This window comes from Frigoribacterium sp. Leaf186 (genome assembly GCF_001423905.1).
Lineage (GTDB): Bacteria > Actinomycetota > Actinomycetes > Actinomycetales > Microbacteriaceae > Frigoribacterium.
Genome location: NZ_LMPQ01000010.1, coordinates 796816 through 808389, shown reverse-complemented (window position 1 = coordinate 808389; position 11574 = coordinate 796816). Strand labels below are relative to the sequence as shown.

Here is an 11574-nt window from a genome sequence, read left to right as displayed (position 1 = left end):
CGGCGCGCTCGGCGTCGGAGACCTCGGGTGTCGGCACCGCGCCTCCTGCGGCCGAGCCGGTGCTCCGCGCGGTCGAGCCGTCGCTCTGCACGGTCGAGCCCACGATGCCGCCACCGCCGACGACGGTGCTCAGCCCCTGCAGCGCGGAGCGCACGACGCTGCCGAAGCCGGGCCGGGCGCGCACGTGCACGACGCCGTCGACCGAGGCCGCGATCTCGCCGAGCTCGGCCGCGAGCAGCGAGAGGTCGGCCGGGCTGATCCCGGCGTCCGGGTCGTGGTCGTTCATGCCGCGCCTCCTTCGCCGTGCAGGTGCACGTCGTCCACGGTGACGTCCACGCTCTCGATCGTCAACTCGGTCTGTCGCGACAGTCGTGACGAGACGGCCTCGCGGACGGCGTCGGCGAGCGCCGGCAACGACCGACCGAACAGGCCGCTGACGACGACCTCGACGCGGACGAGGGCCCCGGGCACGCTGACGTCGCCGCGGATCGTGCACGAGATGACCATCGCCCCCTCGACCCCGTCGCCGGCCTCGCGGATGAGCGCGCGCACGGCGCCCTCGGTGATGTGCAGCGTCGACCGGTCGTCGATCGAGCTGAGCGGGATCTGCCGCCCGGCCCGGGACTCGAGGCGCACGCGGTCCATGACGCCGGCGATCCAACTCGGGTCGGGTGCGGGGGTCGCCGCGGCGTCGGCCTCGAACAGCCGGGCACCCATCGACCGCAGTCGCTCGAGGGCGGCGAGCTGCGCGACGGCCTCCGGCGACTCCTCGATCTCGGGGTCGTAGGGCTGCCGGCCGGCGTCGAGGTAGTCGACGAGGCGCTCGGGCGAGATGGCGTCGTCGTCCGCGTCGTCCGCGTCGCCGTCTGCCACGTCGTCGTCGGCCGCGGTCGCGTCGACGACGGCCTCCTCGAAGGCGTCCTCGGGCAGCCGGTCGCCGTCGGCGGGCTCGCCCGCGTCGGTGGCCTCGCTCAGGTCGACGGCCACGTCGGGCGGCGTCGGGTCTTCGTGGGCGTGGTCGGTGCCGTGTGGTCGGTCACTCATCGCCAGGCCTCCATCTCACGGGTCAGTGTCTCTCGGGCCCGGGCGAGCTGCCCCCGGACCGCCGTCACGGTGCTGCCCGTGCGTTCGGCGATCTCGGTGTACGACTCGCCTCCGACCTCGCGCAGCGTCCACACCTGTCGCTGGCTCGCGGGCAGTCGGGCGAGTGCCGCGCGCAACGCCGTCATCGCGTCGTTCGACGCGGCCCGGCGTTCCGGATCGATCGTCGGCGTCGCCGAGGGCAGCTCGAGGTCGTCGACGTCGTCGGTCGACCGGCGCGACCGGATCAGGTCGAAGGCCTTGCGCGACACGATGCGCATCATCCAGCCCTTGACGGCGGCGGGCGTCTGCAGGGTGGGCAGTTCGCGCCAGATCGTGATCGACGCCTCTTGCACCGCGTCCGTCGCGTCGGCCCGCGAGCCCGTCAACCGGGTCGCGTACGCGGTCATCAAGCCCAGGTGGCGCCGCAACAGCACCTCGAAGGCCCGCTCGTCTCCCTCGGCAGCGCGCGACGCGAGCACCCCGTCGGTGGCGTCGCTCAGGTCTGCCGACATGCCCGCCCCTTCTGGTGGTGCGTCCCTCGCCCGCCACCCTCGAGACGAGGAGGCGCGGGCCGGGACTGGTGAAAAAGTGCTGACGGACTCCGCGACGTCCGCATCGCCGGACCCGTCACCCTCTTGGATACACCAGAACCGGCCCCGCCGGGGCGAGGTCTCCGCGCCTGGCGGGACCCGCGCCTCCTCTGCCCTCGGGGTGCGCCGCGTCCGCGGGTGCGCCGCGTCCGCGGGGTGCGGTCAGCGCACCGCGAGCAGGATCTTGCCGCTGTGGCCGCCGGACTCCATGCGCTTGTGGGCCGTGGCGACGAACTCGAGCGGGTAGACGCTGTCGAGCACGGGGCGGACCGACCCCGCCTCGACCAGCGGCCAGACGTGCTCGCCCACCTCGGCCATGATCGCGCGACGCTCCTCCAGCGGACGCGCCCTCAGGGTGGTGCCCCAGACCCGGCCGCGCTTGGCCATCAGGAGTGACAGGTCGACCGTGGCCGACGCCCCGCCCTGCACCGCGATCACCATGATCCGCCCGTTCGGGGCGAGCGCCTCGACGTCGCGGGCGACGTAGTCGCCGCCGACCAGGTCGAGCACGACGTCGACGCCGCGCCCCTCGGTCAGCTCGTCGACGACCGCGACGAAGTCCTCGGACTTGTAGTCGATGCCGCGCGCGGCCCCGAGCTGCTCGCAGAACGAGGTCTTGTCGGGCGTGCCGGCCGTGGCGTAGACCGTCGAACCCAGGGCCACCGCCATCTGGATCGCGATCGACCCGACCCCGCTCGACCCACCGTGCACGAGCAGGGTCTCGCCCGGCTTCAGCCCGGCGCTCATGAACACGTTCGACCAGACGGTGGCGACGGCCTCGGGCAGGCCCGCCGCCTCGACGAGGTCGACGCCGCGGGGCAGGGGCAGCACGAGCCCCTCGTCCACCTGCACCCGGTCGGCGTAACCGCCGCCGGAGAGCAGGGCGACCACGTAGTCGCCGACGGACACGGCGGTGACCTGCTCGCCGACCCGGACGACGGTGCCGCTGACCTCGAGCCCGGGCCAGGCGGGGGCCCCGGCGGGTGACGGGTAGTGCCCCTCGCGCTGGTTCACGTCGGCGCGGTTGACGCCCGCGGCCGCCACGTCGACGACCACCTCACGCGGGCCGGGCACCGGCTCGGCCACCTCGGAGACGACGAGGGCCGAGGGCCCTCCGGGCACGGGGACGGTGATGGCACGCATGCGACCATCCTCCCCCTCGGGGCCGACAGCCGCTGACTAGGCTTGGCCCGTGCTGCTCTCCGACCGCGACATCAAGCTCGAACTCGACGCCGGGCGAATCGGCCTCGACCCCTACGACCCGACGCTGATCCAGCCGTCGAGCATCGACGTGCGACTCGACCGGCTCTTCCGCCTCTTCGACAACCACAAGTACCCGTTCATCGACCCGGCGGAAGACCAGCCCGAGCTGACCCGCCTGGTCGAGACCGGGGCCGACGAGCCGTTCATCCTGCACCCGGGCGAGTTCGTGCTGGGCAGCACCTACGAGTTCGTCCGCCTGCCCGACGACGTCGCGGCCCGCCTCGAGGGCAAGAGTTCGCTCGGCCGCCTCGGGCTGCTCACGCACTCGACGGCCGGCTTCATCGACCCGGGCTTCGGCGGGCACGTCACGCTCGAGCTGTCGAACGTGGCCACCCTGCCGATCAAGCTCTGGCCCGGCATGAAGATCGGCCAGCTCTGCTTCTTCCGCCTCAGCTCGCCGGCCGACCACCCCTACGGCTCGGCCGAGTACGGCTCGCGGTACCAGGGCCAGCGCGGCCCGACCGCCAGCCGGTCGTCGCAGGGCTTCGTCCACACGGACGTCTCCGCCCGCGACTGAGTGCCGGGCGCCGGGCGCCGGGCGCTTTAACGAGAAGGGGGTGCGGAAGGAACCCGACTCCCTCCGCACCCCGGCGACACGAGAGAAACCCGACGTCGATCTCGTGCGCTGTGACTCGCGGTCCTGAACCTTTCACCGCGAGGCTTTCTCATTCTGCGACGACGTGCCCATCAGGCAAACCCCGCTCTGTCCGGAAAACGAAACGAAGGCCCTGGGTGCGAAGCCGGGCCCGAAACTCATCCGTCAGGCTTCGAGGGTGTCGCGGGGTGAGCGTCCGAACTCGACGGTGTACTGGGCCGCGAAACGTCCGGGGTGCGCGAAGCCCCAACTCAGCGCGATGCCGGCGACCGTGTGGCCGAGGGTCGGGTCGGCCATGACGAGGTCGCCGTGCGCCCCGCGCAGCCGGGCCCGCCGCAGTTCCGCCATCGGCGTCGAGTCGAGGTGGCGCCGGAAGGCCAGCTGGAGTGCCCGAGGCGTGACCCGGGCTGCCTCGGCGATCTCGACGACGCCGATGTCGTCGTGGGCGTGCTGTTCGATGAACTCGCGTGCCCGACGCACCGTCGACGGCAGCGGTGCCTGCCCGTCGTCGCCCCCCAACGCGACGACGTTCGTCTCGAAGGTCTCGAGGTAGGCGGCGACCAGCGACCGGAACGCGGAGGCGCGCACGAGCGGGCTCGCCATCGCCGCGTCGTTGCCGACGACGTTCTGGTGCACGTGCAGGACGAGGTCCGACCAGTAGCGGCCCAGCGCGGTCGAGACCGCCTCGGTCGCCGTGGAGCGCAGACCTCCGGGGGCGGCGAGCCGCATCGCACCGAGCTCGCGTTCGACCGCGGCCCGATCGAGCAGCACCTGCCCGAGGACGAGGTCGAACGACTCCATCGTCTTCGCGTCGTGCGAGGGGAACGCGAAGGGGGTGCCCGGGGCGAACCGCAGTTCGTGGCCCCGCGTCGTGAGCGACAGGCGGCCCGCCGTCACGCCGCCCGCGACGAGGAACCCCGCCGGGTCGCTCTCGGTCAGCAGCCGGCCCCTCCGGTACTCGAAGCGGCACAGGGCGAACCGGGTCTCTCCCGACACGGCGCGGCTGTAGGTGAAGGGGGCGGGCCCCTCGCCCTCGAGTCGGGTGATCCGGTAGTTCTTGCGGATCAGGGCGTGCGCGACCTCGCGGTCGTTCGTCGACACGCTGCGGATGCGCGGGTCGACCTGCGCCGCCAGCGGCGTCGTCGTGGGGCGGGTGGGGCGGTCGGTTGCTGATCCGGCGGCCGGTGCGGCCGCCCGGGGTGGTGATGACACGGTCGTTCCCCTCGGGTGGGACGGTGACCCGGGGTGGTTGGTCCCGGGTTCGGTCGGGACCGACGTCGGCGTCGGACGACCATCTGCAGATTATCCACCTGACGAACCGTCAGGCACGCAGCATCCCCGAGGGTTGTCAAGCACCCACGGCCGTGGTCCCACCCGCGTAGCGTCGGGTCATGGACTACAGAACCCTCGGAAACAGCGGTGCCTCGGTGTCGGAGCTGACCCTCGGCACCATGACGTTCGGCGCCGAAGCCGACGAACCGACCTCGCACGCGATCCTCGACGCCTTCGTGGCGGGCGGCGGGACGCTCGTCGACACCGCCGACGTCTACAGCGCGGGCACGAGCGAGACCATCATCGGCCGCTGGCTGGCGAGCCACCCCACCGACGCCGACCAGGTCGTCCTCGCGACGAAGGGGCGCTTCCCGATGGGAGACGGCCCCAACGACGTCGGCCTCTCGCGCCGCCACCTCGCCAAGGCCCTCGACGCGTCGCTCTCGCGGCTCGGCGTCGAGCACGTCGACCTCTACCAGATGCACGCCTGGGACCACCTCACCCCGATCGACGAGACCCTCCGGTTCCTCGACGACGCAATCAGCGCGGGCAAGATCGGCTACTACGGCTTCTCGAACTACCTCGGCTGGCAGGTGACGAAGGCCGTCGGCCGTGCCGATGCTTTGGGCTTCGCCCCGCCGGTCACGCTGCAGCCGCAGTACAACCTGCTCGTCCGCGACATCGAGCACGAGGTCGTGCCGGCCTCGCTCGACGCGGGCATCGGCCTGCTGCCCTGGTCGCCGCTCGCCGGCGGCTGGCTGAGCGGCAAGTACGTCCGCGACCAGGCTCCCACCGGTGCGACCCGCCTCGGCGAGGACCCGAAGCGCGGCATGGAGGCCTGGGAGGCGCGCAACGCGGACGAGCGCACCTGGACCGTCCTCGACGCGGTCACCTCGATCGCCGCCGCCCACGACGCCTCGGCCTCGCAGGTCGCCCTCGCCTGGCTGTTGCGCCAGCCCGCGGTCACCTCGGTGATCCTCGGAGCCCGCTCGGTCGAGCAGCTCGACGACAACCTGGGCTCGTCCGACCTGGCCGCGGCCCTCACCGACGACGAGGTCGCCCGCCTCACCGCGGCGAGCGCACCCCGCGTCGACGACTACCCCTACGGCACCGCCGGCGTCGCCCAGCGCGACCGCAAGATCACCGGCGGCCGCTGACGAGGAGGCGCGGCGCGCCTCCTGCACGCACCGCGCCTCCCGCACGACGAGGCCTGGGCTTGGCCGACGGCATCGCCACGTACGACACACGCCGCCACGAGTTCTCGTGGCGGCGTGTGTCGTACGTGGCCAGTCAGCCCATTCTGAAGACCGCTGAAGGAATCGGAGAGTCGACGGGCGAGACCCAGAGGCCCCGGCACCCGGCGGCGGTCACGAGGACCCGAAGGACTCCTCCCGCATGAATGGGAGGCCTTGTGGATAATAAATGTTTGACAGATATGTCGGTCTAGGGTTGAGTATGGGTGGGACGGGGTTCGTACCCCGTACCCACCCGGGACCACACGGTTGCAGCCGTGAGGCCCCATCCCGGTTGCTCGAGGGTCGAGCTACCGAGAAGCAGAGAAACACGCGGATGGTTCAGCGTGGTCATTCAGGCAATCAAGCAGATCCCCTCTTTGCTCAGAAAGGTCAGCAGCGCCGCAAAAAAGGGCTACGCCTACTTCGTCAACACGGCTTGGCCCAGCATCAAAGCAGCAGTAGGAGCGATCAGTGACCTCGTCACGGCGTGGGAGATCTGGAACTACTTCAACTAGGCGAGATTCCCCGGGTCAGGTGAACAGCCTGGCCCGGGGCCCGACAGGAGGCCCACGGCATGCCACGACATGATTTGACCACCCATGACGACACCGCACGACGATCACGTACCCCCTTGCTGGTCGCCGTCGTCACTTTGATCCTCGCGGCCTCGTCCGTCGCCCTGATCTTCCTTCAGAAACCGTTCGCCGTCGCTCCAGCGGCGGTCGCAATGAGCGCGCTCATGGTGACCTCGACGAGACACCTGAATCGGCGTGCCCTTCGTCTCGCAGAGTTCATAACCGTCCCTGTGTGTCTCGCGGCCATCATCCAGACGCTTCTTCGATGACTGCGGCAGAAGATCCGGCCATCGAGGTGAAGGGACTGACGAAGACCCGCCACGGCCGCGCGATAGTCGACAATGTTTCCTTCAACGTGCCCTGGGGTTCGATCACTGCACTCCTTGGACCGAACGGAGCGGGTAAATCGACGACTCTAGACATGATGCTCGGACTCACCGCTCCCACGTCCGGCACAACTGCTTTCGAGGGCCTTGCCTATCGTGCCTTACAGCACCCATCAGCCGTCGTGGGCGTTCTCCTGGATGCGGGCGCCGGTCATCCCGGTCGCTCGGTCGACGAGACCCTGCACCTGTCTGCCCGACTTGGTGGCGTCGACCGCGAACGGCGCGAAGCATGTCTCGACCTCGTCGGCCTCTCATCCGTTCGACACCGAATGGTCGGAGCTCTGTCGCTCGGCATGCGGCAGCGCCTGGGTCTGGCGATCGCGCTCCTTGGCAATCCGCGCATCCTGGTCCTCGACGAACCCGGCAACGGACTCGACCCCGACGGACTGCTTTGGCTCAACACGTTCATGACCGATTTCGCGCGACGAGGCGGCGCGGTCTTGCTGTCGAGCCATCACCTCGGCGACATGGAAGAACTCTCGGACAATGTGGTGATCCTCGATCGGGGCCGCGTCGTTCACACAGGTCGAGATTCGGGCCCGCCCTCAGTCGAATTCAGTTCGGCGAACGATGACGCTCTTCATGCGGCCCTACGTAGCCGAGGCATCACCACGACCAACGGCGAAGCTCGCAACCGGGCAGAGACCACGGCCGAGGTGGTGGGCCTCACGTCGGTCGACATCGGAGTTCCCTTGACCCACTTGAGATCGGAGGACGGAAGGTTGCAGCAACTATTTCTCCAGAGCACCAATGGTGAGCACTCATCTCGTCCAACGGCTGACGGGCACGGCAGATGAGAGGCTGGGCAGTGATCCTCCAGGTCGAGCTCATGCGTACGACTGACACCCGCGCCTCGCGGTGGTTGCTCGTCAGCATTGCTGTCGTCGGCGTCGGCACCGTCGCATTGTCGAATGGAGAAGAAGCCACGATGGCCGACTTCGTCAACGGCGCTGCCATTCCCTTGGCTGCCCTTCTCCCCGCTCTGGCCGTGCTCGTCGCCACGAGCGACTGGAGCACTCGTGCAGCCATGGCCACCTTCATCTCCGAACCGCGTCGTCTTCGCATCCTGGTGACACGTGCGGTAGCGCTGATCCTGCTCGTGACAGGGCTGTCCCTCGTAACCTCGATCGTCACGGCGATCGCCTTCGTCGCGCTCCATCCCGACCGAGTGATGCTGCACGCCTCGCTGTCGGCCCTCGTGGCAGGCGGCCAGCTCTATGCCCTCGCGATCTCGACCTCCATGACAGGTTTCGCCGTGGGATCTCTCCTGCTGAACACCCCGGCTGCCATAGTTGTGGCCTTCCTCGTACCCGTGAGCCTCGACGTCGGGGCCGGTGTCGTCGCACCCGACCTCGCACCCTGGATTTCGACCCTGGCGTTCTCCGCGTGGCTCGGTTCCCCGCACCTCTCATGGGGCGACACCCCGGACGGCCTTCCCGGCATCGGGCGGGCAATGGTTTCGTTCCTCCTGTGGACCGCAGTTCCGACGGCAGTCGGCTTCTGGAGACAAATGAAACGAGACGTGCGCTGACATCAGGGCCGACAGAAACGCCGACTTGAGCGGTCACGCGGGGGCACGGACTAGGAGACGCGGNGGGGAGCCGCATCAGGCGTCCAGGCAGGCCGCCACGATGTAAACGGCCCGCCACGACATTGCGTGGCGGACCGTTTACTTCGTGGCGGCGTGCGGCGACGTGATCCGCGGGCGGCGCGGCGCGGCGCGGGGCAGCGCTGAGCCGCAGGGGCGCGCGGTGGGTCAGCGCTGCAGCGAGGCGGTGGCGCCGACGCGACCGCGGGCGGCCCGGACGGCGATCGTCACGAACAGGACGACGACGGCCGCGACGATCGCCGCCACCCCCGCCACCACGTTCTCGGGTTCGCCCGTCAGGCGCCCGACCGCGATCCAGGCGAGCCCCCACGACAGCGACAGCGCCGGCGCGATGCGGCCCCGACCGGCCAAGGCCAGCACGACCCCGACGAGCGCGGCCACGCCGAGCACGACCGACGACCAGAACCCGGCGGCGAAGCCGAACCCGTCGAACCCGGCGTCGACCAGGCCGGCGGCGATGTTGGCGACGGTCGCGACGCTGACCCAGCCGAGGTAGAGGCCGAGCGTCCCGTCGGTGACGACGGCGTCGACCCAGCCCGACGACGCGGTGTGGAACAAGATGACGAAGATGCGCGCGAGCACGAGCAGCAGGGCGACGATCACGACGGCCCCGAGCCACACGCTGCCGAGCTGCACGGCGGCGAACAGCCAGGCCGCGTTGAGTAGCAGCGACGCCGCGACCCAGTAGCCCAGGCGGCGGTGCCGGGTGACGGCCCGCTGGCCGGGCAGCGCCTGGTAGATCGCGTAGGCGACCAGGCCGAGGTAGATGACGCTCCAGATGCCGAACGCGGTGGTCGCGGGGGCGACGGTCGTGGCCGTCGCGCTCAGTGCTCCGCCTGCGGCGTCCGCCACCGAGACTCCCCCGAACGCGCCCGAACCGACGGCGGCCAGCACGATGGCGAGCACCGCGGTGACGACCACCACGATCTGGCGCACGACGTCACGTGACGTCGCTGCTTCGGCGGGGGCGTGGGTGCTCGTGTTCGTGGTCATGCCGTGGACGCTAGTCGCGCCTCCGGCCCGATCTCTTAGTTGCTAAGAGGATTGCCAGGGAGGCGCGGTGCCAGCGGGTGCTGCAGCGTGCAGGAGGCGCGGTGCAGCCGGGTGCGGCGGCGTGCGGGAGGCGCGGTGCAGCCCGTCAGCCCACCTGCACCGGCGGCCCCGCGGCGAGCAGCACGGCGAACACCACGACGACGGCCGCGACGAGCAGCACGAGGGCCAGCACGAGGTGCCCGAGCATCCAGCGCAGCAGTCGATCGAGCGGGCGACGGTCGCGCGGGTCGTCGGTGGCCGTGCGGCGCCAGTCCCCGGCGAGCAGGCCGCGGCGGTCGATCCACCGCTCGACGGGCAGCGAGGCGAAGGGCACGACGGCGCTCGCCAGGGCGGCCACCGTCACGCCGGCCGACCACCGCTGGTTGACCGCGACGACCACGCCCGCGACCAGGTAGGCCAAGAACACGAACCCGTGGATCGGCCCCGCAACGCTCACCGGCCAGTCACCGACCCGCACCGCGTACTTGAGGACCATGCCCACGATCAGCAGCGACCAGGTCACCACCTCGGCGACGGCGAACGAACGGAAGAGGGTGCGAGGCGACACGAGCTGCTCCTGGTGAGGGGGCCGACGGGGTACGACCCCATGGTCGCAGCCCGCGCCTGGACGGTGGCCGTCCGGGCCGCGGCCGACGAGAACGAGGAGGCGCGGGGCGACGCGACCGCGCACCTCGCGTACCCCTCTTGCTGGGTGCCGACTCGCGCCTCCTCGTTTTGATGGGACGCATGACGACACTCGCGATCATCGGAGCAGGCAAGGGGCTCGGCGCTGCCGTGGCCCGACGGTTCGGCGCGGAGGGGTTCAGCGTCGCCTTGATCTCACGGCACCAGGGCCGACTCGACGCCCTGGCCGCAGAACTCGGCGGCGACGGCATCACCGCCCGGGGCTTCACGGCCGACGTGCGCGACCCGGCGAGCATCGCCGCCGCGCTCGAGCAGGCGACCGAGCAGCTCGGGCCGATCCAGGTCATGCAGTACAGCCCGCTGCCGCAGAAGGACTTCATGCGCCCCGTGCTCGAGACCATGCCCGCCGACCTGGTCGGACCGGTCGAGTTCTCGATCTACGGCCCCGTCGCAGCCGTCCACAAGGTGCTGCCCGGCATGCGCTTCCTGCCCGACGGCGGGGGCACCATCCTCTTCGTCAACGGCGGCTCGGCCGTCACCCCGGGGGCGAAGGTCACCGGCACGTCCATCGCCTTCGCCGGGCTGACCGCCTACGCGCAGCTGCTGCACGACGAACTCGCCGACGAGGGCATCCACGTCGGCCAGCTGATCATCCCCGGCGGCATCGAGCCCGAGAGCAGCGACAAGAGCCCGGAGGCGCTGGCCGAGCTGCTCTGGCAGCAGCACGTGACCCGGGGCGAGTTCCGCACCACCGCGCCCGAGAAGGGCTCGCCCGCCTGACGCCTGGCACCTGATCCAGCCCGGCTGCGCGTTGTAGCCGGCCCCGGCTCGGCACCTCGGCCACGAACCCGGTTTCGAACGATGAACCCGACAGCTTTCGGGTTCATCGTTCGAAACCGGGTTCGTCGCTGATCCGGTACGGACCGGATCAGAGGCCGCCGAAGCGCTCGGTGCGGACGCGGGTCGGCGCGTGCCCGAGCTCGACCAGCCACCCGGCGACGACGGCCACGAACGAGTTCGCCCCGCAGACGTAGACCAGCGGGTGCTCGGACGCGGGCAGCACGAGCCGCTCGAGCTCGTCGCGCGTAAGTCGGCCAGCCTGCCGATCGTGCCCCTCGGGAGCGACGCGGCTGTAGACCCAGTCGACCGCGAAAGGTGCCGGCCGGCCGAGCCGACCGCCCGCGTCGGGCGCTGCGTCGGGCGGCACGGCCGCAGTCCCAGCCGAGGAGGCGCGCGCGGCCTCGTCGAGCTCCGCCACGAACCACCGTGAACCCGGGTCGCGCACCGAG

At 70.8% G+C, this 11574-nt stretch carries 14 protein-coding genes and 1 pseudogene; 7 read left to right on the top strand and 8 right to left on the bottom strand.

The genetic code is table 11. The features are described from left to right. The 4 genes from ASG05_RS10565 to ASG05_RS10550 form a co-directional block, all read right to left on the bottom strand. On the bottom strand, nucleotides 1-286 hold a 286-nt coding region (locus tag ASG05_RS10565), incomplete at its 3' end, for a hypothetical protein (RefSeq protein ID WP_162240650.1). After that, complete coding sequence (locus tag ASG05_RS10560) at nucleotides 283-1044, bottom strand: Asp23/Gls24 family envelope stress response protein (protein WP_056260391.1); 762 nt, start codon at nucleotides 1042-1044, stop codon at nucleotides 283-285. The genes ASG05_RS10560 and ASG05_RS10565, both read right to left, overlap by 4 nt. Next, a complete protein-coding gene (locus ASG05_RS10555) occupies nucleotides 1041-1595 on the bottom strand; it encodes an RNA polymerase sigma factor (protein ID WP_056260389.1) in 555 nt (184 codons plus the stop codon). Before ASG05_RS10555 ends, ASG05_RS10560 begins: the two co-directional genes overlap by 4 nt. Nucleotides 1596-1835: 240 nt before the next feature. Next, the gene (locus ASG05_RS10550; RefSeq protein ID WP_056260387.1) at nucleotides 1836-2816 is read right to left on the bottom strand and encodes an NAD(P)H-quinone oxidoreductase; all 981 of its coding nucleotides are present in this window, start codon (nucleotides 2814-2816) and stop codon (nucleotides 1836-1838) included. Between the two features lie 49 nt (nucleotides 2817-2865). On the opposite strand from ASG05_RS10550, the gene dcd reads away from it, so the two are divergent. Next, on the top strand, nucleotides 2866-3453 hold the full coding sequence (gene dcd, locus ASG05_RS10545; RefSeq protein ID WP_056260385.1) for a dCTP deaminase: 588 nt from the start codon (nucleotides 2866-2868) through the stop codon (nucleotides 3451-3453). Between the two features lie 243 nt (nucleotides 3454-3696). On the opposite strand, the gene ASG05_RS10540 is transcribed toward dcd, so the two are convergent. Further along, the gene (locus ASG05_RS10540) at nucleotides 3697-4743 is read right to left on the bottom strand and encodes a helix-turn-helix transcriptional regulator (RefSeq protein ID WP_157490179.1); all 1047 of its coding nucleotides are present in this window, start codon (nucleotides 4741-4743) and stop codon (nucleotides 3697-3699) included. Between the two features lie 179 nt (nucleotides 4744-4922). Between ASG05_RS10540 and ASG05_RS10535 the strand changes: the two genes are divergently transcribed. The 4 genes from ASG05_RS10535 to ASG05_RS10520 all read left to right on the top strand — a co-directional run bounded on the left by ASG05_RS10535 (nucleotide 4923) and on the right by ASG05_RS10520 (nucleotide 8530). Continuing rightward, nucleotides 4923-5960, top strand: a complete 1038-nt coding sequence (locus ASG05_RS10535; protein ID WP_056260381.1) for an aldo/keto reductase — start codon at nucleotides 4923-4925, stop codon at nucleotides 5958-5960. A gap of 455 nt (nucleotides 5961-6415) precedes the next feature. Then, entirely contained in the window at nucleotides 6416-6553 is a 138-nt protein-coding gene (locus tag ASG05_RS16375) for a hypothetical protein (protein ID WP_157490178.1), read from the top strand. 325 nt (nucleotides 6554-6878) lie between these two features. Next, nucleotides 6879-7796, top strand: coding sequence for an ABC transporter ATP-binding protein (locus ASG05_RS15925; RefSeq protein ID WP_082486632.1), 918 nt, complete (start codon nucleotides 6879-6881; stop codon nucleotides 7794-7796). 11 nt (nucleotides 7797-7807) lie between these two features. Then, nucleotides 7808-8530 (top strand): hypothetical protein, encoded by a 723-nt coding sequence (locus ASG05_RS10520; protein ID WP_157490177.1) that lies wholly within the window; start codon nucleotides 7808-7810, stop codon nucleotides 8528-8530. Nucleotides 8531-8755: 225 nt separating this feature from the next. Here ASG05_RS10520 and ASG05_RS10515 read toward each other — a convergent pair whose 3' ends face one another. Further along, complete coding sequence (locus tag ASG05_RS10515; protein ID WP_056260374.1) at nucleotides 8756-9601, bottom strand: tryptophan-rich sensory protein; 846 nt, start codon at nucleotides 9599-9601, stop codon at nucleotides 8756-8758. Nucleotides 9602-9746: 145 nt separating this feature from the next. Then, nucleotides 9747-10208: a DUF3817 domain-containing protein gene (locus ASG05_RS10510; RefSeq protein ID WP_056260371.1), complete on the bottom strand. Its 462-nt coding sequence runs from the start codon at nucleotides 10206-10208 to the stop codon at nucleotides 9747-9749. A gap of 12 nt (nucleotides 10209-10220) precedes the next feature. Between ASG05_RS10510 and ASG05_RS16740 the strand changes: the two genes are divergently transcribed. Continuing rightward, nucleotides 10221-10379: a hypothetical protein gene (locus ASG05_RS16740; protein WP_200936798.1), complete on the top strand. Its 159-nt coding sequence runs from the start codon at nucleotides 10221-10223 to the stop codon at nucleotides 10377-10379. A gap of 8 nt (nucleotides 10380-10387) precedes the next feature. Beyond that, a complete protein-coding gene (locus tag ASG05_RS10505) occupies nucleotides 10388-11065 on the top strand; it encodes an SDR family NAD(P)-dependent oxidoreductase (protein ID WP_056260851.1) in 678 nt (225 codons plus the stop codon). 148 nt (nucleotides 11066-11213) lie between these two features. Here ASG05_RS10505 and ASG05_RS16900 read toward each other — a convergent pair. After that, nucleotides 11214-11574: pseudogene (locus tag ASG05_RS16900) on the bottom strand (hypothetical protein); the annotation flags it as partial.

Coding starts and splice junctions, on each gene's coding strand:
- ASG05_RS10560 (WP_056260391.1), bottom strand. CDS start 1,044: ATGAGTGACCGACCACACGGCACCGACCACGCCCACGAAGACCCGACG.
- ASG05_RS10555 (WP_056260389.1), bottom strand. CDS start 1,595: ATGTCGGCAGACCTGAGCGACGCCACCGACGGGGTGCTCGCGTCGCGC.
- ASG05_RS10550 (WP_056260387.1), bottom strand. CDS start 2,816: ATGCGTGCCATCACCGTCCCCGTGCCCGGAGGGCCCTCGGCCCTCGTC.
- ASG05_RS10535 (WP_056260381.1), top strand. CDS start 4,923: ATGGACTACAGAACCCTCGGAAACAGCGGTGCCTCGGTGTCGGAGCTG.
- ASG05_RS15925 (WP_082486632.1), top strand. CDS start 6,879: ATGACTGCGGCAGAAGATCCGGCCATCGAGGTGAAGGGACTGACGAAG.
- ASG05_RS10515 (WP_056260374.1), bottom strand. CDS start 9,601: ATGACCACGAACACGAGCACCCACGCCCCCGCCGAAGCAGCGACGTCA.
- ASG05_RS10505 (WP_056260851.1), top strand. CDS start 10,388: ATGACGACACTCGCGATCATCGGAGCAGGCAAGGGGCTCGGCGCTGCC.